This window comes from Streptomyces sp. NPDC096013 (assembly GCF_044763565.1).
Lineage (GTDB): Bacteria > Actinomycetota > Actinomycetes > Streptomycetales > Streptomycetaceae > Streptomyces.
This window is the reverse complement of record NZ_JBIWGK010000013.1, coordinates 121917-142909: the sequence shown is the minus strand read 5'-3', so window position 1 is coordinate 142909 and position 20993 is coordinate 121917. Positions and strand designations below refer to the sequence as shown.

23 protein-coding genes and 1 pseudogene are annotated in these 20993 nt (G+C 72.2%); 7 read left to right on the top strand and 17 right to left on the bottom strand.

The window, feature by feature from the left end:
- Nucleotides 1-47: 47 nt before the first annotated feature.
- The gene (locus ACIRB1_RS35150) at nt 48-266 is read right to left on the bottom strand and encodes a helix-turn-helix domain-containing protein (protein ID WP_403468303.1); all 219 of its coding nucleotides are present in this window, start codon (nt 264-266) and stop codon (nt 48-50) included.
- A 32-nt stretch (nt 267-298) separates the two neighbouring features.
- Between ACIRB1_RS35150 and ACIRB1_RS35145 the strand changes: the two genes are divergently transcribed.
- Nucleotides 299-889 carry a GNAT family N-acetyltransferase gene (locus ACIRB1_RS35145; RefSeq protein WP_403468302.1) on the top strand — a complete coding sequence of 197 codons (591 nt, stop codon included), beginning with the start codon at nt 299-301 and terminating at the stop codon, nt 887-889.
- Here ACIRB1_RS35145 and ACIRB1_RS35140 read toward each other — a convergent pair.
- The 4 genes from ACIRB1_RS35140 to ACIRB1_RS35125 form a co-directional block, all read right to left on the bottom strand.
- Entirely contained in the window at nt 886-1200 is a 315-nt protein-coding gene (locus ACIRB1_RS35140; RefSeq protein WP_403468301.1) for a hypothetical protein, read from the bottom strand. The genes ACIRB1_RS35145 and ACIRB1_RS35140 overlap by 4 nt on opposite strands.
- Nucleotides 1201-1493: 293 nt before the next feature.
- Nucleotides 1494-1940, bottom strand: coding sequence for an ATP-binding protein (locus ACIRB1_RS35135; RefSeq protein WP_352178523.1), 447 nt, complete (start codon nt 1938-1940; stop codon nt 1494-1496).
- 63 nt (nt 1941-2003) lie between these two features.
- Nucleotides 2004-2150 (bottom strand): hypothetical protein, encoded by a 147-nt coding sequence (locus tag ACIRB1_RS35130; protein ID WP_352178522.1) that lies wholly within the window; start codon nt 2148-2150, stop codon nt 2004-2006.
- Nucleotides 2151-2309: 159 nt separating this feature from the next.
- Nucleotides 2310-3146, bottom strand: a complete 837-nt coding sequence (locus tag ACIRB1_RS35125; protein ID WP_403468300.1) for a helix-turn-helix domain-containing protein — start codon at nt 3144-3146, stop codon at nt 2310-2312.
- Between the two features lie 112 nt (nt 3147-3258).
- Here ACIRB1_RS35125 and ACIRB1_RS35120 point away from each other — a divergent pair, with 112 nt between their 5' ends.
- The gene (locus tag ACIRB1_RS35120; protein ID WP_403468299.1) at nt 3259-3852 is read left to right on the top strand and encodes an NADPH-dependent FMN reductase; all 594 of its coding nucleotides are present in this window, start codon (nt 3259-3261) and stop codon (nt 3850-3852) included.
- A 126-nt stretch (nt 3853-3978) separates the two neighbouring features.
- On the opposite strand, the gene ACIRB1_RS35115 is transcribed toward ACIRB1_RS35120, so the two are convergent.
- Nucleotides 3979-4716, bottom strand: a complete 738-nt coding sequence (locus ACIRB1_RS35115) for an SDR family oxidoreductase (protein ID WP_403468298.1) — start codon at nt 4714-4716, stop codon at nt 3979-3981.
- Between the two features lie 93 nt (nt 4717-4809).
- On the opposite strand from ACIRB1_RS35115, the gene ACIRB1_RS35110 reads away from it, so the two are divergent.
- Nucleotides 4810-5673, top strand: a complete 864-nt coding sequence (locus ACIRB1_RS35110) for a LysR family transcriptional regulator (RefSeq protein WP_352178518.1) — start codon at nt 4810-4812, stop codon at nt 5671-5673.
- Between the two features lie 64 nt (nt 5674-5737).
- On the opposite strand, the gene ACIRB1_RS35105 is transcribed toward ACIRB1_RS35110, so the two are convergent.
- The 3 genes from ACIRB1_RS35105 to ACIRB1_RS35095 form a co-directional block, all read right to left on the bottom strand.
- On the bottom strand, nt 5738-8032 hold the full coding sequence (locus tag ACIRB1_RS35105; RefSeq protein WP_352178517.1) for an FUSC family protein: 2295 nt from the start codon (nt 8030-8032) through the stop codon (nt 5738-5740).
- Nucleotides 8033-8368: 336 nt separating this feature from the next.
- Entirely contained in the window at nt 8369-8809 is a 441-nt protein-coding gene (locus tag ACIRB1_RS35100) for a MerR family transcriptional regulator (RefSeq protein ID WP_403468297.1), read from the bottom strand.
- Between the two features lie 29 nt (nt 8810-8838).
- Nucleotides 8839-9858, bottom strand: a complete 1020-nt coding sequence (locus ACIRB1_RS35095) for an MDR family NADP-dependent oxidoreductase (protein WP_403468296.1) — start codon at nt 9856-9858, stop codon at nt 8839-8841.
- 330 nt (nt 9859-10188) lie between these two features.
- Here ACIRB1_RS35095 and ACIRB1_RS35090 point away from each other — a divergent pair, with 330 nt between their 5' ends.
- On the top strand, nt 10189-11022 hold the full coding sequence (locus ACIRB1_RS35090; RefSeq protein WP_403468295.1) for a hypothetical protein: 834 nt from the start codon (nt 10189-10191) through the stop codon (nt 11020-11022).
- 81 nt (nt 11023-11103) lie between these two features.
- On the opposite strand, the gene ACIRB1_RS35085 is transcribed toward ACIRB1_RS35090, so the two are convergent.
- The 7 genes from ACIRB1_RS35085 to ACIRB1_RS35055 form a co-directional block, all read right to left on the bottom strand.
- Nucleotides 11104-12009, bottom strand: coding sequence for an ABC transporter permease (locus tag ACIRB1_RS35085; RefSeq protein ID WP_403468294.1), 906 nt, complete (start codon nt 12007-12009; stop codon nt 11104-11106).
- A gap of 2 nt (nt 12010-12011) precedes the next feature.
- Complete coding sequence (locus tag ACIRB1_RS35080) at nt 12012-13028, bottom strand: ABC transporter ATP-binding protein (protein ID WP_403468293.1); 1017 nt, start codon at nt 13026-13028, stop codon at nt 12012-12014.
- Nucleotides 13025-13453, bottom strand: coding sequence for a lasso peptide biosynthesis B2 protein (locus tag ACIRB1_RS35075; protein WP_403468292.1), 429 nt, complete (start codon nt 13451-13453; stop codon nt 13025-13027). The genes ACIRB1_RS35080 and ACIRB1_RS35075 overlap by 4 nt, the downstream gene beginning before the upstream one ends.
- Entirely contained in the window at nt 13450-13710 is a 261-nt protein-coding gene (locus ACIRB1_RS35070) for a lasso peptide biosynthesis PqqD family chaperone (protein ID WP_403468291.1), read from the bottom strand. The genes ACIRB1_RS35075 and ACIRB1_RS35070 overlap by 4 nt, the downstream gene beginning before the upstream one ends.
- Nucleotides 13707-15548, bottom strand: coding sequence for an asparagine synthase-related protein (locus tag ACIRB1_RS35065; protein ID WP_403468290.1), 1842 nt, complete (start codon nt 15546-15548; stop codon nt 13707-13709). Before ACIRB1_RS35065 ends, ACIRB1_RS35070 begins: the two co-directional genes overlap by 4 nt.
- 217 nt (nt 15549-15765) lie before the next feature.
- A complete protein-coding gene (locus ACIRB1_RS35060; RefSeq protein ID WP_352178508.1) occupies nt 15766-15891 on the bottom strand; it encodes a lasso RiPP family leader peptide-containing protein in 126 nt (41 codons plus the stop codon).
- A 161-nt stretch (nt 15892-16052) separates the two neighbouring features.
- The gene (locus tag ACIRB1_RS35055; protein ID WP_403468289.1) at nt 16053-16766 is read right to left on the bottom strand and encodes a LuxR C-terminal-related transcriptional regulator; all 714 of its coding nucleotides are present in this window, start codon (nt 16764-16766) and stop codon (nt 16053-16055) included.
- Between the two features lie 384 nt (nt 16767-17150).
- On the opposite strand from ACIRB1_RS35055, the gene ACIRB1_RS35050 reads away from it, so the two are divergent.
- The 3 genes from ACIRB1_RS35050 to ACIRB1_RS35040 are packed head-to-tail and all read left to right on the top strand — an operon-like array spanning nt 17151 to nt 19407.
- The gene (locus ACIRB1_RS35050; protein ID WP_403468288.1) at nt 17151-17900 is read left to right on the top strand and encodes a glycosyltransferase family 2 protein; all 750 of its coding nucleotides are present in this window, start codon (nt 17151-17153) and stop codon (nt 17898-17900) included.
- Nucleotides 17897-18514, top strand: a complete 618-nt coding sequence (locus ACIRB1_RS35045; RefSeq protein ID WP_403468287.1) for a DUF2064 domain-containing protein — start codon at nt 17897-17899, stop codon at nt 18512-18514. Before ACIRB1_RS35050 ends, ACIRB1_RS35045 begins: the two co-directional genes overlap by 4 nt.
- Before the next feature lie 56 nt (nt 18515-18570).
- Nucleotides 18571-19407 carry a class I SAM-dependent methyltransferase gene (locus ACIRB1_RS35040; protein WP_403468386.1) on the top strand — a complete coding sequence of 279 codons (837 nt, stop codon included), beginning with the start codon at nt 18571-18573 and terminating at the stop codon, nt 19405-19407.
- A gap of 322 nt (nt 19408-19729) precedes the next feature.
- On the opposite strand, the pseudogene ACIRB1_RS35035 reads toward ACIRB1_RS35040, so the two are convergent.
- Nucleotides 19730-20964 (bottom strand): annotated as a pseudogene (locus ACIRB1_RS35035) (molybdopterin-dependent oxidoreductase).
- Nucleotides 20965-20993 lie beyond the last annotated feature (29 nt).

The window sequence follows — 20993 nt, the reverse complement described above, 5'->3', positions numbered from 1 at the left end:
CATGCGCCAGCTCTCCGCGGCCCACGCTTATGACCTCTACGAACTGGTCAACGAGCGGCAGGACAGGTCCTTGAGGGCCACCAGCAACCGGGCATCCAGCCCGCGCCTATGCCGCCGTCGGTGAGCGGCCCACAGCGCCTGCGGTCCGCCAGCGCGGGCAGACCTCCTTCGGCGAAGCGCACCCGCCAGGTGCGCACGGTGTCCAGATGCACCCCCGTCTCGCGGGCGATCGCTGCGTTGCCGGCCCACGGGACCGCTTCACTCACCTGTGCGCGGTAAGTGCGGTGCGGGCCGGCATGTGCTGCGCAGTGAGCGGTTGCTGTTCTACACGCCGTTCATCGCTCTGGATGTCATTGCTCCTGCAGCGGCTAGTTCTGATGCCGAGGCTCAGCGGTGGCTGGGGTCCAGGACTGAGGAGCTGGTGCAGGACGAGGACACGCGACAGGTGTTGTTGTCCATGCGCGCGGATGACGACCTGTCACGGTTCGAGGCTCGCGACCGCTTAACGATGATGAGGAAGCTCGAGGAGCACTCCGATGGCGTCGTTCGACTGACGGCTGTGCACCTGGCCGACGGCAGATATGCAGGCGCGACGATCATGAGACTGGAATCCGGCGAGATCGGGGGCTGGCTGGCCCCGGGCTACCGCCGGCAAGGACTGGGCATCGAACTGTTCCGCGCTGCTGTCCAGCTCGGCCACCAGCATCTCGGACTCAAAGTCGTACGCGCAGGCGCCGAACCCACGAACGCTGCCTCTCGCGGAGCACTCACGACAGCCGGCTTCACCCCCGCGCCAGGACCGTCACGCTTCACGCTGGGCGACGGACGCGAAGTCGACACACGCTGGTACCAACATGTGCAGGACACAGCTTCTCGCTGCCGCAGCTAAAAGTAACGCCGTGACTCTGCTGGTGATGTTGGCAGGAGGCGGACGCGGACGGCCGTCCTGCAGCGGCCGTGCTTGAGGAGTTCGGTCACCGTGGCCAAGTGGGCGTCCAGCAGCATGGCGGTGTGCTGCCGCTGCTCCGTGGGGAGCGTGGCGAGGTGCTGGGTAGAGTTCTCCAGGAAGGCGACGAAGTCCTCGCCGATCGGTTTGCCGCCTTCGGCACGGGCGAGGGCAGTGGAGGAGCCGACGGCCCAGTCCGCGGCCAGGCCGGACAGGACAGCTCCGGAGATCGTAAAGAGTGCGCGGTGGTCCATCGCTGTTCTCAGGGCCTCTCTCAGAGGTCATTTTGCCCAACACCTGGGTGGTGGAATCGGATGCGGCGATCCGGCGGGGGCCGCAGGGTGAGCACCCGGGCCAGGGCGACGCGCTGCCGCTGGGTGCGTGCGGATGGCGGTCATCGACTGCTCGCGGCAGGTGGACCGCCTTCGCCGGTGCGTCGGTCTCGGTGCCGATCGCAGCGGGGTCCTCGAACCGGATGTCAGTGGACTCGCGACGGCCGCGATGGTCACCGCGCTCAACTCCGCCCCACCGACGGCTCGAACGGCCTTCAGTCCCGCGGCGTCCGCTGCGAGCCCGCCTTCTGCGGCTTCGCCTCGGGTGCGTGGAAGCAGGCGCTGACCGACTTACCGTGCGGACAGGGCCGCGTCTCCCAGGTGTCGGCCACCGCGTCCACGAGGAGCATGCCGCGTCCGCCGAGACGTTCCATGTCGGTCTCGCGCGGAGTCGGCAGGTCGCTGGACCTGTCGTGCACGGAGACATGGAGACAGTGGTCGTCGCACGTCATCACCAACTGGGCGCTGCTGTGGGCGTGTCGGTGCGCGTTGGTCACCAGTTCGGAGACGGTGAGCACCACGGCGTCCGCGGTTTCCGGCGCGCTGGTGGTCCAGCCCAGCGCATCCAGGTGCTGACGCGCCCAGTCCCGGGCCGACTTCACTTCACTGTTCAGGGGAAGCGTGCGGGCCCAGCCCACCGCCCGAAGTGACGAACTGTCCATGGCGATCGATCCTCCTTCGGTAGTGTCCGCCGCCCGCCCCACGTCCCCGTGGAGCGGGTGTGCTCAGCGGCGTCCGCGCAGTTTGCCCAACAGGCGCTGGGCCTGCGCCCGACGGCGCGGGTCGGCGGCCGCTCGGCGTACCTGTTCGGCAGTGCGCCGCCCCTGCGGGCTCCTCGCGAACCGCTTGATGCGCTCCAGTACGTCCGACATGACGCCCCTCTCCTCACAGCACCGCGTTCATCGCGCCGCGTTCGTCACTGTCCCGACTACCCCGGCCTCGTCGACTCAGCCCTGTCACCTGGTGGAGGACGCGTGATGACCGTCCTACGACGACGGGGCACCACAGGGCCGTCCGGGGGCCGGGGTGGGTCAGGAGATGGCGCGGAGCGGACCGTGCGAGAGGCGGCGGAGTTCGTCGAGGGCTTGGGCCGTGCTGTCGTCGGCGGGCAGGAGGACGACCAACTGCTGCGCGTCCGCGGAGAGTTCGAGCGTCTCGCGGAGCAGCCGGAGTTCGCACCCGGACGGGTGGGCGAGGCGGAGCGCCCCGCGTCGGGGCACCACGTGCCGGTTCAGGCGGCGGGTGACATCGGGGCCGGCGGTGCGGGCGAGTTCCGAAGTGAACCATTCGTAGTTGCCCACGGATGGCCCGCGCCACAGGTCGAAGGCCTGTTCGTCCGCGATGGCGTCCCAGTCCGTGAAGAACGTGCGGGCCCGGGGGTCGGTGAAGACGTACCGCGTGAGGTTCGGGGTGTCGGAGTCGAGCAGTCCGGTACCCTTCGTCAGTGACTCGTAGCCGCTGGTGCGGGCGAGGACGTCTCCCAGCCGGTTGGTGACCAGGGCGATCCCGGGTTCGAGGAGGCGCAGCGTCTCCAGGACCGACGGGCGGACCTCGCGGGGCGGCGGCCCGGGTCGGAGGTGGGCGGAGCACTCGCCGCCGGTGATCTTCGTGAGGTAGCGCAGATGCTCGCGCTCCGACGGGTCGAGGCCGAGCGCGTCGGCGAGGGAACTCACCACCGCCACCGAGGGATTGCGGTCACGGCCCTGTTCTATGCGGGTCAGGTACTCGACGCTGATGCCGGCCAGCGTGGCGAGATCCGAGCGCCGCAGACCGGGTGAACGGCGACGGCCGCGGTCGGGCAGGCCCAGCGACCGGGGCTGGATGCTGTCCCGCTTGGTCCGGATGAAATCCCCCAACGGCGAAGCCATGGCGCGAGCTTACGGCGTCGCCGACCCGTCGCGGAGTGGCCGGCGTGGCCCTGCGGGGGCCAGCCTGAGCACGGTCTGGTTGGGCGCGCGGCGCCGTCCGATCGTGGTGGGCATGGAGAACAGACCTCAGCTGGTGATCATCGTCGGAAGCGTGCGCGAGGGGCGCTTCGGGTCGGCCGTGGCCTCGTGGGTGGCCGAACAGGTCGGCCCACACGGGGTTTTCGACGCGGAGGTCGTCGAACTGGCCGAGTTCGACATCCCGTTGGCGCTGCCGGCGGTCTCGCCGAAGCTCGCCGGCGACGACTATCCCCGCCCGGCCGGGATGGCGGCGCTGACCTCGGCCCTGGCGCGCGCCGACGCGTTCGTCCTCGTCACCCCCGAGTACAACCACAGCTATCCCGCGTCGCTGAAGGCGGCCGTCGACTGGCACTTCACCCAGTGGACGGCCAAGCCGGTCGCCTTCGTCAGCTACGGAGGGGCCGCCGGCGGACGGCACGCGGTGCTGCACCTGGAGAACGTGCTGACCGAACTGCACGCGGTGACGATCCGCGACGGTCTCGCCTTCCCGAACTGCTTCACCGCGTGGCAGGGTGGTCGGCCGCTCGATCCCCGGTCCCCTGTGTACGCCCGGACAGTGCTCGACCAGTTGGCCTGGTGGGCGCTCGCCCTCCGGTCGGCGCGCGAGGCCGCTCCCTACCCGGGGTGAGCGCCCTCCTGAACACCGCGGTGGTAACCGGACAACGGGCCCGCACTCACCCGTACCGGGTGCGGCGAGCGGATCGTAGCGCCGAGCCGCACTCCGCACGCGTGAGAGCACACGGCCGGTGCACGGTCACCAGGGGACGACGCCGGCGTCCTCGAAGAACGCACCGGTTGGGCCGCCGTCCGGCAGTGTGGCGAGCCGGATCGCCGTGGCCGCTCCCTGCTCCGGGGTGCGGGGCCCCTGGAAGCCGGTGAAGTCCGTCGCGACCAGGCCCGGGCAGGCGGCGTTGATCAGGATGCCCGTGCCGGCGAACTGCCGGGCGTACTGCACGGTGACGGCGTTGAGGAACGTCTTCGACGGCGCGTAGGCCGCCATGACGGGGCCGATCTCGATGGCCGGGTCGGCCTGCCGGGTCAGGGAGGCGACGGAACTGGACACGTTGACGATGCGGGGCGACGTAGAGCGCCGCAACAGCGGCAGCAGCGCGTTGGTCACGCGGATGACGCCGAGGACGTTGGTCTCCACGACGCTGCGGACCAGTTCGAGGTCGAGCGTGGTCGGGTCCTGTACCCATCCCGGGTCCATCTCCCCCGATACACCGGCGTTGTTGACCAGCACGTCCAGGCGCCCGGCCTGCCGTTCGACCAGTTCCGCGGCGCCGGTGACGCTGCGGTCGTCAGTCACGTCCAGCGGGACCCCGAACGCGTCCACCCCGGCGGCGCGCAGCTTCTCGACCGCGGTCTCACGCCGCTCCTCGTCGCGGGCCCCCACGCCCACGCGCAGTCCGAGGGCGCCGAGCCCCTGGGCGATGGCGTACCCGATTCCCTTGTTCGCGCCGGTGACCAGCGCGGTCTTCGTTTCGCTCATGCCGTCGATGGTCGCCCGTGGGCGCGGGGAGCATCCAACACCGATACGGTGCTCTGTCATACCTGGCGGGTATCACAGAGGTAGGTTGTCACCATGGACACCCTGGAGAGCCGCGAGCTGAGGTACTTCATGGCCGTCGCGGAGGAACTGCACTTCGGTCGCGCCGCCGAACGTCTCGGCATGGCCCAGCCACCCCTGTCCCGGGCGATCCAGCAGCTCGAACGGCGCCTCGGCGTCCGCCTGTTGGAGCGCAACCGGCGAGGCGTCTCCCTGACCGGCGCCGGGGAAGTGCTGCTGTACGAGGGACGCGCGGCCCTCGACGCGGCCACCGCCGCCGCACGCCGTACGCGTCGCGCCGGCGGCGCCGACGGACCGGGCGGCTCCCGCAACCGTCTGGTGCTCGCGGTGAAGGCCGCCGCCTCCCACGAACTGCTGCAGAAGATCCTCGGCGCCTACGCGGCCGAGCCCGGCGCCGCCGAGATCGAGGTACTGCCGAGCGGCATGTGCGAACAGGAGGAGATGCTGCGCGACGGCCGGGCCGACGTGGCCCTCATGCACGCGCCCTTCAACTCCCTCGCCGGGTTCGACAGCGAGGAACTCATGACCGAGGGCCAGATCGCCGTCCTGCCCGCCGGGCACCCGCTCGCCGCGCGGACGTCCCTCACCATGGCCGACGTCACCGACGTTCCGGATCTTCCGCACGCCCGCTGGCCCCGGCACGACGTCTACCCGCCCGGCCCGGGCCCCGAGATCCACGACCAGACGCAGCTGGCCCAGCTGATCGCCCTCGGCCGCACCATGGCCGTCTTCCCCGAATCCGCCCGAGCCTGGCTGTGGACCGAGCACGCCGCTGTCCCCGTGATCGACGCGCCGCCCGTCGTCACCCACATCGCGTGGCCCGCGCACAGCCGCTCCGTCGCCCTCGCCGGACTGGTCCGCACGGCCACGCGGCTCTGATCCCCGCGCCGCCGTCACCGGCATCAGGCCGGGAGTCCTCCTGGTGCCATGGACGCCACCGCCGTCACGCCGGATCGCTCGGCTTCGCCGCCGCCGCGAGGCCGAACTGAAGGCGGCGGGCCGCGTTCAGGTGGTCGGCGGTCCAGATGATGCGGACGGCGGTGGCCGTGGCGTGTCCGTCGTCACCGCGCAGGTCACGGCGCAGGGAGTGGACCAGGCGCGCCTCCTCCTCGGGGTCGCGGGACAGCGGCGCCGGCGCGGCGGTGTGCCGGCTGAGCCCTTCGGCCAGGCCCCGGTACCAGTCGGCCACGCGGTCGGCCGTGTCGAGCAGCGTGAGCCGGGCCTCGGAACGGTCGGGTTCCATCCGCTCCTCACCGCCGTTGCGCTGCCACAGCTCCAGCACCGCGTCCGAGGCGAGACGCAGTCCTACGATCCCGGTGACCAGCGTGGTCATGTCGGAGAGGCGTACAGGCTTGGCGCCCCGTTCGGCGAGGTAGCTACGGAAGGCGTCGTCGAGCCGCCGGGACGCGGCGGCGGCCTGCCGTCCGGCCTCCACCGGGGCATCGGTCGGAATGCAGCCGATGCTGCACCGGCTCGCCGCGTACTCCACCGTGTCGGCCAGGTAGCGGGCGCTCTCGGTGTACGCCGCCGACAGTGCCCGGTCCACGGCGGCCGCGGCGCCGCGCGGCCAGAAGAACAGGCCGACCAGCACGCTCACCCCGCAGCCGAGGGCGATGTCCTCGATCCGCAGCAGCACGATGTGCCAGTCCGGGTCCTGGCCGATGTTGAACAGGATGACCAGGGTGACGGTGAAGGCCGCCTGCCCCGCCGCGAACGAGATGGCGGCGGGCGCGATGCCGGCGATGAGCACGGCCACGGGGAGCAGGAACCAGAGCACGGTGCTGTGGTGGCCGATGAGCTGGAGCAGTCCGGTCCCGATGACCGAACCGACGAGTGTGCCGCCCAGCGCCCGCAGCGCGTTCTGCCCGGTGTTGAGCGCGTTGGAGCGCAGCACGGACAGGGTTCCCAGCAGTACCCAGAACGAGTGCTGGACACCGGTCTCGTTGGCCAGCGCCACCGCGATGCCGAGTCCCAGAGCCCCCCGGAGGCTGTTGTGCAGCCAGACGGAGCGCGGTTCCAGGTGCGCGGCCGCGCGCTCGACGGCGGAGCCGAGCGGCTGGGTCAGTGCGCCAGGTTCGGTGCCCAGCAGCCGTTCGGGCCAGCTGCGGCGCTCGGCGGCCGCGGCCAGGTCCACGTTGCCGGCGATCTGGAGAGTGGCGAACCCCAACTCCTGGGCGCGGAACGACAGATCGAGGGTCTCGATGAAGGCGCGGACCTCCGGCTCCGTGCCGGGCTTGGGCAGGTGCACGGGGAGTCGGTGGGTGGCGCGGACCTCCATGCCGTCCATAGCCGTACGCAGCTCCGCGAGGGCGGCGCGGAGCGCGTCGGGTGGGGTGCGCGGTGCTTCGAGGAGGTCGGCCGCCGCGTCCAGGGCCGTGGCCACGGCGCGCCGGACGGTGTGCGCGTCGGCGTCGCAGGCCTGGCGCTCATCGCGGGGCGGGCCGCTGTCGGCCACGATGGCGCTCAGCCAGGTCAGTTCGTCGACGAGCCGGACCAGGGCGCGGGACCCGGCGGACAGACCCGTGGGCCGGTAGAGCGTGGCGTCGAAGGCGGTGCGCAGGTCCGCCGCCGCTGCCGCGGCCTGACCGGCGGTGACCTCGCACTGCCGGGTGGTGGGCGCGTCCGTCCCGCCGGCCAGCCAGGAGGCGTCGGTACGCAGTTGCGCCGCCGCCGCGCGGCAGACCCGGGCGGCGGGTGCGCTGAGCGGGTCCGCGGCGGGCCGGGGCCACAGCAAGGAGATCGCGAGCAGGGCGGCCGCCGCCGCGAGGCCCGCTCCGGCGAGCCGGTCGGGCAGCTGTGACAGCGGGGCGGGAGAGGTCACCGGGAGGATGAAGGCCAGCAGCAGCGAGGTGGTCGCGCCCGCGAGGACGGAGCTGACCACACCGGAGAAGAGCACCAGGAAGCCCACCACGACCATGGCGGTCACCGCGAGCCAGGTCGTCCGGGCCACCAGCGTGCCGAGGCAGATGAGCACCGCCCAGGCCACGGCTAGACCCACGTGGGCGCGCAGCCGCTGCACCATGGGGCCGGTGAACTCCACCAGCAGGAGCATCGAGAACGACCCGAACGCCGCGTAGGTCGCCATCGTCGCGGAATGCAGCACCTGACTGCACACGGCGAACAGGAGGGGCATCACGAGCGCGGTGCGCGCGGCCTTTCGGGTCGCCGCGAGTCCCGGATCGTGGTCGCGGAGCCAGGTGGGAATCCGCCCGTCCAGGACGCGCCGAGGTCTCTCCATGCGCCAGCGCACCTCCTGTAGGCACAGCACCCGCGTGCCCCGCCGATCACGAGTATCCGACATTCCCCGTGCCCGCACACCGCGCTCTCGCACAGGGCGCGGCGGGGCCGAGCCGAGTCGCCGAATCCCGGGCCGCGGTCGACGCGGGACCGGTCCGCCGGGGACGAGCCCGGACAGCCCTTCTCGCGTCGGGCGAGGGACGACGAGACGCCCATCGCGAGGGCCGGGGAAAGCGCGACCGCCGCCCTGCGGAGCGCGGAGAGTCCGAGGCCGTCCTGGCGCAAAACGTGAGCCGCCGAAAGCCCCTCAGGGCGCGGACCGTGGGCGACGGCGGTGTCAGGACCCGGCGGACGGATCGCTCAACGGCGCGGCCAGGCCGATGAGTTCACCGACCAGTATCCCGAAACGCAGGTCGAGCCGGTCGGCCAGCCGGTCCCGCACCTCCGTCAACCCCCGGATATGGGCGTCGAGTTCGGCCAGCCGGCGGATCGCCACCTGGGGGACGACGCAGGTGTCCGCGTAGGGCCCGGTGCGCACAGGTGGCACGGCCGGCCGTTCGGGCAGCGCGTCGAGGATGTCGATGAGGACGCGCACATCGCCGATGGTGAGGCCCGAGTCCAACAGCTCGCGCACGGCGTGGAGTCGGCGTACGTCCTCCTCGTCGTACTCCCGCTGTCCCGACGGCGTACGCCGTGCCGTGACCAGGCCGCGCTGCTCGTAGTAGCGCAGGGTGCGGGTGGTGACACCCACGGCCGCCGCCGCGTCGCCGATGCGCATCCGTCCTCCAGGAGTGGGGTGGCCGACGACTACAACTCCACGACCACCGTGCCGATGTGGTGTCCTTCGAGCAGTTCGATCAGGGCGCGCGGTGCCTGGTCGATTCCGGACAGGCGGGTGTGCGGGACGGTGACCGAGCCCTCGCGCAGCCAACGGCCGAACGTCTCCGGGTATTCCGCCAGCGCGTCCCGGTTGCGCGCGCCGCTGATGCCGCGGAGCTGGATGCCGCGCACGATGAGGGAGTACGTGTCGATCTCGACGGGTGCCGTGATCTCGCCCGGCACCTGTGCGGAGAGCGCTCCGATCAGTCCCACCCGGGCACCGGGGCGGGCCAGGGCCAGCGCGGCCCGCAGCTGCTCCCCGCCGACGTTGTCCACGACCGCGTCGATGCCGTCCGGTGCCGCCTTGCGCAGTTGCTCCTCGATGGGTTCGGCGCCGCGCAGCACGACCGCGTCGTAGCCCAGTGTCTCGATCAGGTAGTCGGCCTTGCGCCGGGAGCTGGTGCTGCCGATGACCCGGCCGGCGCCGCGCTGCCGGGCGAACTGCCCCGCCAGGGCGCCGAGTCCGCCCGCGGCGCCGGAGACGAACACCGTGTCCCCGTCGCGTACTTCGGCGCCCCGGACGACCGCGATCCAGGCCGACGGTCCCTGGGAGAGGTAGGCCACCGGGTCCGGGAACACCGTCAGGTCGACGGGCTGCACCGCGTCCGCGTCGACCACGGCGTACTCGCGGAACCCGGCCCAGTGCGACACCAGATCACCGGGGCGCGGGGTCCCGCCCTCGGGGGCCGTCACCACCTCGCCGACGGCCGGAGCCGACAGCGCCCCGCCGATCTCGAACGACGGCATCGGCAGACCGGCGTGTTCCCCCATCAGGGTGCGCAGGGAGGCCGCGACGCCCATCAGGGTGTTGCGGACCAGCAGTTGACCGGGTCCCGGCTCCGGGACGGGGACCTCCGCGACGGTGAAGTGGGCTGGTTCCAGGGCGCCTTGGGGGCGGGAGGCGAGACGGACCTCGCGGTGCGTGGCGGGGATGGTCGACGGAGGCATCTGCGGGCTCCTGACGGGTTGCGGGAGCGCCGCACACCTCGCGCGGCGCCCACCGACGTTAAGAGTTGACGCGCACGTCAAGGTCAAGCCTGAGCGGACCGTCTGGCCGATGCCCCGGTCTCGTCGGCCCGCACCGCCCCTTCCCGCCCTTTCGGAGCTGCGCCTTCAACTGCCGTACGGGCCCCGGCGCGAGGAGCCCGATGGCCGGGACACGGAGAGGACAACCGGCCCACGTGCCCGGGACGTGCGGCGTCCTAGCGTGGCGGCCCGTGGGCGGCGACATGCCCGGCCCACGCGGGCGCACCACGACCGGAAGCGGGGCAATCCTCCATGTCGAACCGACCCGACCGACCACTGGACCCATCGCCCGACCGGAACCCCGGCCGCCGACAACTGCTCCGCGCCTCCGCCGGCGCGGCCGCCCTGGCCGGCCTGGCGGTGACAGGTGTCGCCCCGGCACGGGCCACCACCGGCACGGGTACCGAGCGGACACCGGCCCTGCCGCCCGTGCCCGGCATGCTGGGCGACCGCCGGGCCAACGAGGTCTGGTACCAGCTCGACGAGGTCGCTCTCTATCACCCGTCACCCGAACTGCTCGCCGCCTACAAAGCCGTCGGTCTACAGGTCGGCGGCAACATCGAAGGCGGAGTACGGGGGCTGTGGCAGGAGATGAGCAAGTCCCCTGACTACCCGGGCAATTACCGGGACTTCATGGCGCCCGTCGAGGAATCCCTCCGGGTGATCTCGGACATCCAGCTCGGTGTGTTCGACAGCTTGTACCGGCCCTATGACCCGCGACTGGTCGGCGCCTTCGCCTGCTTCGGCGAGGGGGTGCTCTACGACCCGCGCCGGGAGAGCGTCCACTCGCCGGTGCACACCATGGACTCGTTGCCCACCGTTCCTCCCCCCGGCTACCACACGTGGTTCGCCTACATGCGGGCGATGATGCTGCTGGGCATCGACCGACCCCGCTGGACGGCGTTCGCTCCGCTCATGGCGTACGCGTGGGCGCTTCAGTCGGTGGCCAAGCCCACGACCCAGACGCCGAGTTCACCGCTGCCTCGGGAGACCGTCGTACGGTTCGCCGCCTCGTGGCTGCCGCGCGGTCCGCGCAGGCTCGACGCCGACTTCCAGTCCTACCCGTATCCGCGAGGGATCAGCTGACGGGGACGGGGACGGCACGGCAGGGCGGTGGAGGCTGGCCTCCACCGCCCCGCCGCGCCGTCACGCCCCGCCGGATGCGACTCACTCACTGCGGGAGAAGCGGTAGGTGGCGAAGGCCAGCGCCACCGCTGCCAGAGCCGCCACGCATCCCAACTCCGCCGCCACCGACGGGGTCCAGTCCCCCCAGCGCGGCCCGGCCGCCCGCCCACCGAGTCCTGACACGCCAACTCCTGGGAGGGTACGGCGCAGCGCGTCGACCGCGTAGGTGAGCGGATTGAGCCCTACGACGGTGCCCAGCCAGCCGGGCAGTCCGCTCGCCGGGAAAACCGCACCGGACAGGAACAGCAGCGGCATCATGCACAGCCCGATGACGACCTGAAAGGTCTCGGGCCGCCTGGCGCAGACGGCCACCAGGACACCCAGCGACGTGAACGCGAAGGCGATGAGCCCCAACTCCCCCAGGACGAGGACGAGTTCGGGCCGGTAGGGGACGCCGACCAGCCCGGCGAGGGACAGGACGGGGATCGCGTAGCCGAGGCCCGCGGTCGCGCCGCCGAGGCAGGTTCCGGTCAGCAACGGGGTGCGGCGGACGGGGGCCACGAGCAGTTGGCGCAGGAATCCGGCCTGCCGGTCCCACACGATAGACGCGCCCGCGGCCATGGCCGGTGCCTGCACCGCCATGAGGAGGACGCCGGGGAAGAAGAAGGCCCGGAAGTCGCTCATCGCGTCGTGCTTGCCGGACACCGCCGAGTTGAGGCCGGTGCCGAAGACGAACAGGAACATCATCGGCATGATGACGCTCATGGCGATCCGCAGCCGGTTGCGGCTGAAGCGGATCACCTCCCGCTCCCACAGCACCCGGACGGCGCGCAGATCCGCGACGAGACGTCCCGGTCGAGCGGCGCCGTCGGTGCTGCCGGGCCGGACTGCCGTGTCCGCCATGTCGGCGGCAGTCGCTGTGTCTGCCGCATCTGTTGTCGTCCTCATGGTCACCTCCTCGAAGCGGGCGTCGGAAAGCCGGTCGGCTCGGTGTCGGCCTCCCGGATGGTGCGGCCGGTGTGGTGCAGAAAGGCGTCGTCGAGCGTCGGCGGTGTCACGGTCACCGAGTGCACCGGCAGAGGAACGGCGTCGCAGATCCTGGGCACCCAGGCGGCTCCGTCGGCGACCCTGACACGCAGCCCTTCCGGGTCCGACTCCGCCTCCAGGCCGAGGCGTTCGCGCAGGGCCAGGGCCGCCGCGGGGTCGTCGGCGGTGCGTACGGTGATGAGGTCGGAGCCGACAACGGCCTTGATTCTGGCGGGAGTTCCGTCCGCGACCAGTTCGCCCTCGTCCATGATGGCGATGCGGTCGCAGTGTTCGGCCTCCTCCAGCTGGTGCGTGGTGAGGAAGACGGTGACCTCCCGCTCCTGTCGCAGTCGGCGCAGATGGTCCCAGATGGCGGCGCGGGTCTGCGGGTCGAGGCCGGTCGTGGGTTCGTCGAGGAACAGCACGCGGGGCGTGTGCAGCAGACCTCGGGCGATCTCCAAGCGCCGTCGCATACCGCCGGAGAAGGTCCGGACGGGGGCGTGCCGGCGCTCGGCCAGGTCCACCAGTTCCAGCATGCCCATGATCACGTCGAGCCGATTCGCGCGGGGAATGCCGAACAGGTCGGCGTGGAAGCGCAGGGTCTCCATGGCGGTCAGGTCGACGTCGAGGGTGGACTCCTGGAAGACGAGGCCGATACGGCGGCGCACTTCGTGGGGCTCGCGTGTCACGTCGTAACCGGCCACCACCGCCCGACCGGACGTGGGGCGCAGCAGGGTGGACAGCATGCCGATGGTGGTGCTCTTGCCCGCGCCGTTGGGGCCGAGGAAGCCGAAGGTCTGGCCGGTGGGGACGGCCAGGTCGAGGCCGCTGACCGCCTGGCGGTCGCCGTACGCCCTGGTCAGTCCGTCGGCCAGGACGGCTACGCCGTCGTCGGCAACTCCTTTACGGCGGCGGGTACTTGGGGCGCCGACCGTGTTCATCGAGGACCCCCGTCGCGGTGCCGGACGCTCATGACGGTGTGGAAGAGCGCCACGTCTCCGGACTCCCCGACGGCCTGTGCGCCGACCTCCACCCAGGCGTGGGCGCGGAACGGCTGGGTGCGGAATCCCGTGCACCAGTCGGGCCATCGGCCCCGCAGCCGGCACAGCAGCACGGTGGCGACCGAGCGTTGCAGACAGCCCCGGCCGGCGCAGCGGGCGCTGACGGTGACCACCGCACGGCGGGCGTCGAGGGCCTGTGCGTGGCCGGCGGCGCGGGACCCGCGGGCCGCCACGGTCAGCACCTGGCGCAGTCGGCGCGGGGGCAGCAGCACGAGTACGCGGGCCGCGCCCACGGCCGCCCGTGCGCTCAGCTGCCGGTGCCAGGGCAGCCGGGTCCCGGTCTCTCCGACGACCTGCATGCTCATGCCGTCACCACCAGCCGGGCCCGGTCCAGGGCGGCGAGCAGTGTCCGTACGTCGGTGAGGGCACGTCCGGCGGCATCGGGGTGGTGCCGGGTGAGCCAGTCGGCGGTCTCCTCGGGGGTGCGCCCGTCGAGGAGGAGCCGCAGCGTGGTCGCGCCGGAGCGGTTGAGCTGCCAGTACCGGCCGCTGCGCTGGTCGAGCAGGACGAGGCCGTCCTCGGTGTCGGTGACGGTGACGTCGGGTTTCAGAGCGAGGGTCATGGGGTCTCTCCAGCCAGGGTCGCGGGTGCCGTCACGGACCGCAGCCAGCTCTCGCAGGCCAGCGTGTTCTCGTACGGGACAAGCTGCCGGGATTGGGACTTGGGGCCGAGCAGTGCGGTGCGCAGCGCGTCGGGGTCGACCAGGCCGAGCCGGGACAGCCGCAGGTCGTCGCAGAGGTCCAGCAGATCCCCGCGGTTGCGGCGCATGCCCTGGAACGCCTCCGCGCTGAACTCTCCCTTGCTGCGGCGGGCCAGGATCTCCTCGGGCACGATGCCGCGCACGGCTCGCCGCAGCATCGGTTTGAAGTCCCCGCTCACCAGCCGGTCCTCGATCCGCACGGACAGAGCGGCCTCGACGACCCGGTCGTCGAGGAACGGCGCCTCGCAGGCGACCCCCAAGTCATCGAAGGCAGCGTCGAGTTGGCGCATGGCGGTGCCGGACTGGACGACGATGTCGAGCATCTGGTGCTGGGCCCGGTCCCGATGGTGCGGATCGGGGTGCTCCCGTTCGGCGGTCTCCCGCAGCAGCCGGCGTACGGCGTCGACGGCCTCGACGGTCGCCCAGGGCGGCAGCCGGGGTTCCCAGCCCCAGCCGAGCAGCGCGTCCCCCGGGCCCGGCGCCGGTTCGGTCAGCCGGTCGGCGGTGGACCGCAGCCACGCGGCGAAGGAGGTGCGGTCGGCGAGACCGCGTACGGTCGACGTCAGGGTCCAGCGGTTGAGGACCCGGAAGCGGTGGATCCTGGAGAGGCTGCCGAGCGGATGGTCGCGGACCAGCGACCACAGGGCGGTGGGGAGGACGCCGAACAGTTCGTCCCCGCCGATCCCCAGGAGGTGGCAGCGCGATCCGTCCGCGGCCATGGTGGAGAGCAGTCGCCGCATATGGGCGCGGTTGCGGGCCCAGGGCAGCGGTCCCTCCTCATGACCGGAGTCGGCGGTGACCGTCGTCTCGTACCAGGTCGGGCCGTTCCGGTCGGCACCGACGCGGTGCCGGGCGGCGGGCAGCCGACGCGCGGCGCGTTCGGCCCATTCGGTGTCGTCGTTCGCCCGGTCCTGCGGTTTCCAATGGTGAGTGACGAGGTCGGCGCCCGTCGCGTCGGCCAGGAAACAGAGACTGGTGGAGTCCATGCCACCGGACAGATCGGCGCTGACGGTGGCACCGGTACGCGCTCCGACGCCGGCGAGCAGGGCCTCACGTATGCGTTCGGCCGCCTGTTCCGTCGGTACGTCGGGCTCCGGCGGCCGCCACCATCGGACTTCACGAGCGCCGCCGTCCGAGTCCAGCTCCAGCCGGCAGCCCACGTCGAGCGCGGACACCCCCGACCACACCGGGCGCAGGGAGAGCGGCCAGGGTGGGACCGGGGTCAGCAGGCGCAGCGCCAGGAGGTCCTGGTCGACGGCCGGGGTACCGTCGCCACCCCGCAGGGTGCTCGCCCATTGCGCGAGTCGGCGCGGACCGTCGGCGGCCACGGTGAGGCCTCCGACGTCGGCGTAGAAGATCTGCCGTGCGGTGGACAGGCTTCCCTGGGCCCGCGTCCATCCGTCGAAGGAGGCGACGAGGTGGAAGCAGCCGGGCAACGAGCGTGCCACGTCGTCGAGTTGGCCCAGGGATCGCGCCTGGGCCAGTGCGCGTTCCACGCGGTGCCGGTCCACGGTCGAGCGGCCCAGGACGGCCAGGCGCCGGTCCCCGACGCTCACCAGCGTCAGTTCCTCGTCCGCCCAGCGGCCCACGAGCCAGGGGCGCCCCGAGGCATGGTGGACCAACCGGATATCCGGGGCACGAGTCAGCGATTCGGCCACCGCCGGCGTGGCCGGGCTGTCGGGCAACACGACGAAATCCATGGCGGGGCAGGTCCCTTCGTACGGTTCGGGCTGCACGCCCGTCAGCGGTGGAGGCGCGAGGGTGGGACAGCGGATGCCGGGCGAAGGTCACCGGCGGAGGCTGCGCGGCGAGCGGTGCCCCGCGGGAACAGGAGCGGCACGGTGGCGGAGGAATGTCGCCTCCACCACCGGCCGTTGCGGGCACTGCGGCCCGACTCCTGTCAGTGGGTCCGCCGGATCAGCAGATCCAGGAGGTGCCCCAGAAGAAGTCGTTCTCGATGCACGGCCCGAAGGCCATGGTCAGTTCCGCGAAGCCGCCGATCTCTTCCAGCGCGGGCGGCTCGTAAACGTCGTTCGTCTCCATGTTCGTCTCACCTGCTCCCTATGACTCGATCAGGAAGGAGAGACGGGAACGGGGGCGCGGGCCCCGGCTCGCCCCGTATCTCCCGAGCACGTTCACGCTAGGAGGCCCCGGGTCCCGGGCGCCTGGGTGCCGGGTCCCGGACCGGTCCCGCATCCGACCGGTCAGACACCGAGCCCCGCGTCCCGGGCCCGGATCGCCGCCTCCACCCGGTCCGCGACCCGGAGCTTGGCGAACACCCGGGAGACGTGGTTGCGCACGGTCTTCTCCGACAGGACCAGCTCGCGGGCGATACGGCGGTTGCTCAGGCCCCGCGCGACCAGGTCGAGCACTTCGCGCTCGCGCTCGGTGAGATCGGGAAAGGCGGCCCGGAAGGGCATGTCGTGGACGGCGTTGAAATAGCGGCCGAGGCGGTCGGCGACGGCCGCGCTGAACACCGCCCCGCCCTGCGCCACCGTCCGCACGCCCCGCACCAGTTCCTCGCCCGGAGCCCCCTTGACCATGTAGCCCCGCGCGCCCGCCCGCAGGGCCGCCACGACCGCGTCGTCCTCGGCCGACCCCGAGATGAGGAGCACCCTCGGCGCGTCCGGTCCGGCCGGTGCGTCCGCGACGATGGCCCGTGTCGCCTCGATGCCCGAACAGCCCGGCAGCAGCAGGTCCATGAGGACGACATCGGCGACCACATGACCGTCCCGCAGGGCCACGACCGCCTCCTCCCCCGTGGCCGCCTCTCCCGCCATCTCCAGGTCGGCCGCGTCCTCCACGGCCTGCCGCACTCCGGCCCTGAAGAGCGGGTGGCCGTCGACGACGAACACCCGGGCCGTCACGGCCGCCGCCGTAATGCGACCGCCGACCCCGCGAGCGTCGACTTCCGGCATTTCCCCGATTCCAGCGTCATCCGCATGTCATCCCCCGTGCTCCGCTGTTCGCTTGCCGCTTCGTCCACTTATCGACCGTTTCAGAGCAATAGATGCTCATGAGTTCATTCTTGGGTCGAATGTATTCAGTTTCGCACCGCGACAGACGGCACGGAAACACTTCGACGTGGCTCGAAGCGGCAGGAGCGCGGGGCGGGAGAAGGCCAGCTGGAGGGGTTGCTGACCGGCAGTCAGAACGTGCGGCGACGTTCCACGGGCATCGGGCCGACCCTGGCGACAACGACTCACGGGGCACGCCCGCCACCCTTTCCCCTGCCTCGACGTCCGCGTTTCGTAAGGACCGGAAGCCCGATATGTCCGATTCTCGCCCGTAGGGTAAAAGCCGTGACGACCTTCCCCGCAACGGAACCGGACCCGGCGCCTGTCGACGTGGTCCTCCCCTGTCTGAACGAGGCCGAGGCCCTGCCCTGGGTACTCGCCCGCATCCCGGCCGGCTGGCGTGCCCTCGTCGTGGACAACGGCTCCACGGACGGTTCGGCGGAACTGGCCCGCAGCCTCGGCGCCACCGTCGTGCAGGAGGAGCGCCGCGGATTCGGTGCCGCCTGCCACGCCGGACTGCTGGCCGCCACCGCGGACATCGTGTGCTTCTGCGACTGCGACGCCTCGCTCGACCCGTCCCTGCTGGCGCCCTTCGTCCGCGAAGTGCGGGACGGCGAGGCGGACCTGGTGCTCGGGCGGCGCCGTCCGCGGGGACGAGGCGCCTGGCCCGCGCACGCCCGGGCCGGCAACATCGCGCTGGCCGGGATGCTGCGCCGCCGCACCGGACTGCGCCTGCACGACCTCGGCCCGCTGCGTGCGGCACGCCGCGCGGATCTGCTCGCCCTCGGCCTGACGGACCGTCGCAGCGGCTACCCGCTCCAGATGGTCGTGCGCGCCGCGGACGCCGGCCTGCGGGTGGCCGAGCACGATGTGCCGTATCTGCCGCGCACCGGCGCCTCCAAGGTCACCGGGACCTGGCGCGGAACCTGGCAGGCGGTGCGGGACATGCGCCGCGTCCTGGCCGAGCCCCCGGCAGCCACGGGCGGGTCGACCACCGGCTCCTTCTCCGCACCGCAAGGAGCGAACTCCCTGTGACCACCCTTCTTGTCATCGCCAAGGAACCGCTCCCGGGACGGGTGAAGACCCGGCTCACTCCGCCGTTCACGCCCGACGAGGCCGCCGCGCTCGCCGAGGCGTCGCTGGTCGACACCCTGCACGTGGTGCTGGCGACGCCCGCACGGCGGCGGGTGCTGGTGCTCGCCGGAGCGCCGGGGCCCTGGCTGCCGCCGGGCTTCGACGTCGTACCGCAGTGCGACGGCGGGCTCGACGAACGGCTGGCCGCCGCCTTCGCGGGCTGCGACGGGCCCGCGCTGCTCATCGGGATGGACACCCCGCAGGTGACGCCCGAACTCCTGACCGTCGACTTCGCCGACTGCGACGCCTACTTCGGCCCGGCCGAGGACGGCGGGTTCTGGGCCCTGGGCCTCGCCGAACCCGACCCCGCACTCCTGCGCGGCGTACCGATGTCGACATCCACCACCGGTGCCGTGCAGCGCCGCCGGCTCACGGCCGGGGGTCTCCGCGTCCACGATCTGCCGAGTCTGCGCGACGTCGACACGGCCCACGACGCCGAACTGGTCGCCGCCGAAGCACCGGAGGGGCGATTCGCACGCGAACTGGCGAGGCTGCACACGGCAGTTGCCCGGTGAGCGCCGGACACGGGACGGAGCGGCCGACGGCGAACGGGAGCCCGGCGACCGCCCTCATGAACCACCCCGCGCCGAGTCTCGCCGGTCACCCGAAGGCGGATCTCGGCGAGCGCCCCGCGCCGACCGCCGGGCGGCAGCCCTCCGCACCGCTCGACGTCACGGCACTCCCCTGGTCCGCCGATCCGTACACCGACGCTCTGCGGGCCGGACGCGGTCCCCTCTACCTGCGCCGCAGCGACGGCTGGTTGCTGCCCCTGGAGGTCGAGCGGTGGTGCGCCGAAGCCGATGCCGCGGACCTGGAGGTGCTGGGGCGGTGCGAGGGGGCCGTGCTCGACGTGGGGTGCGGACCCGGGCGGCTGGTGGCGGCGCTCGCCGCGCGGGGATGGCGGGCGCTGGGTGTCGACGTCAGCGAGGCCGCCGTCGCGCACACCGTCCGCCTCGGCGGGCAGGCACTGCGCCGGTCCGTCTTCCAACCCCTCCCCGGCGAGGGCCGCTGGGACACCGCCCTCCTCGTCGACGGCAACGTCGGTATCGGCGGCAACCCCCACGCCCTGCTCCGACGGGTGTCCCAACTCCTCGCCCCCGACGGACTGTTGATCGCCGAGACCGCCCCGGTCGATGTCGACGAACGCGTGCAGGTGCACGTCGCCGATGGCCGCGGCGCCTCCGGCACCGCCTTCCCCTGGGCCCGCCTGGGCACCCCTGCCCTGCTGCGCCACGCCCGCCGGGCGGGGTGGCGCCCGGACGGTCAGTGGACGGCCGACGGTCGCTCCTTCCTCGCCCTGCGCAACCGCAGGACGAGCAGCGCGGCCGAGCCGCCGAACAGCACCGCGGTGACCAGCAGCCAGCGGGCCAGGAACCCGTCGCCGGACAGGCCGGCCGCCGACCGGTAGTGGTCCGCCACCTGCCCGCTGATCAACGGGAACCACACCAGCAGCAGGAGGCCGGACAGCATGGCCGGGACCCGGACGTACACCGTCCAGGTCCGGCGGCCGACCGCCCCCAGCGCTCCCGCGAGGGCCCGGTCCGCCCCCGCGTACAGCGGCACCAGCACCAGGTCGTGCAGCAGCGCCGCGCCCACGAACCACAGCGCCACCCCGAACCAGTCGTCCGCGAGCAGCCGCACCCCCGCGTACCCGGCGAGCGCGAACGAGCAGGCGAGGAGAAGGATCTGCAACGGGCTGCCGAGGGGCGGCCGCCTGAACGGAATGCGCATCACAGGTCTCCGAACGTCATCCGGGCCACCCATTTGGTGTTGAGCACGCCGGGCGCCGCGGGGACGATGACGCGCGCCGGGTAGCCGTGGTCGGGGGTGAGGTCCTCGCCGTTGACGGACAGGGCGAGCAGGGAACGCGGGTCGGCGACCTGGTTGGCGCGCAGGGCCGCGCGCCGGAACGCCCCGTGGCGCTGCAACGACTCCACGAGGACGTCCACGGCATCGTCGTGTCCGACCAGCGCGGCCAGGTCCCGCAGTCGTACACCCCGCCACCACTGGTCCGAGGTCGACCAGCCCTCCACACAGGCGATGGGCAACGCCGAGCTGTGGAGGGCGAGTCGGAGGAGCTGGGGGCGGCCGAGCCGGACGGTGCGGCCGTCGCGCCCGGTCACGACCAGCCGCCACGCCTCTTCTCCGGTCTCCGTCGGGCTGATGCCCGCGTAGGCGGCCGTCTTGTTGATCTGGAACCCGCCTGGACCGCCGCCCGGTTCCGGCCCGCCGTGCGGTGCGAGGACCGCCGTCTGCCGCAGCGGTCCGTCGAAGCTGCGGCCCGCCGTCGTGCCGAGCAGGAGCAGCGATCCGCCGCCCACCACAGCGAGGGCGCCGCGCCGCGAGACCGTGGGCTCGGCGGGATTCGGGGACACCAACTCCCCTTCCTCTGACGGTTGTTGGTCCCGGAGGTGGCGCAGGTTGCGCAGCGCCAGGGGTGTCTTCAGCACGGCGTGCGCGAGGAAGGCGGCGAAGAAGACCCAGGCGCCGTAGAAGTGCAGGGGGTAGAAGGAGCCGGGGAAGATGTAGTCCAGCTGGATGTTGAGGACGCCGGTGGTGAACTCGAACAGGCGCCGCCCACGAGGAGAAGCAGCGAGAGCCGTTCCAGGGCATGGGCGAGGGAGCGGGCGGGCGGCAGGGCGAACAGCTTCGGCACGACCGACCAGAGTTTGGCCAGCAGTACGGGGATCAGCGCGACGCCGAGGGTGACATGGACGCCCTGCGTGAGGCGGTACAGCCAGGACGGGTGCGTCGGCCAGGAGAAGAGATAGAAGCCGAGCAGTCCCTTGTCCGGGGTCTGGTCGTTCACCGGCGACAGATCCGGGTTGTAGGCGGCGTACGAAACCAGGCCCGTCACGAACAGCACCGTGATCCCGACGAGCAGCACGGCGCCCAGCACGGAGGTGAACCAGGGACCGCGCAGCGGGCTGCGCCAGAAGGCGGGTGAGGAGGGAGAGCGTGGCATGACCCGACGGTAGGCCGGGGACACCCCCG